Raw genomic sequence first — 241 nt, 5'->3', positions numbered from 1 at the left:
CCTTTTCCTGCAGCGCCATCTGCATGTCGCGCTGCCGGCGCTTCTCGCTGCGAGAGGTAATTATCCACCCCACCACCGCCGCGATCGACTCCGGCAGCACCATCAACGTGGCCAAGGCGTTGTTCTCCGGCTTGATCCCCATCCGCACCGAAGCGAACACCTTCATCGGCAGCGGGGGCGAATTCGGCCCGGCCACGATCCTGGCGATCGCCACGTCATCCAGCGACAGGGTGATGGCCAG

At 64.7% G+C, this 241-nt stretch carries 1 pseudogene; it reads right to left on the bottom strand.

What is annotated here, in order from left to right:
• A pseudogene (locus tag ACQG3P_RS22585) lies at positions 1-241 on the bottom strand (putrescine ABC transporter permease PotI); the annotation flags it as partial.

This window comes from Stenotrophomonas sp. SrG, from assembly GCF_050031795.1.
In the GTDB taxonomy this organism is placed as follows: domain Bacteria; phylum Pseudomonadota; class Gammaproteobacteria; order Xanthomonadales; family Xanthomonadaceae; genus Stenotrophomonas; species Stenotrophomonas rhizophila_A.
Note: the sequence above shows the minus strand (reverse complement) of the source record. Positions and strands in the feature narration are given on the sequence as shown.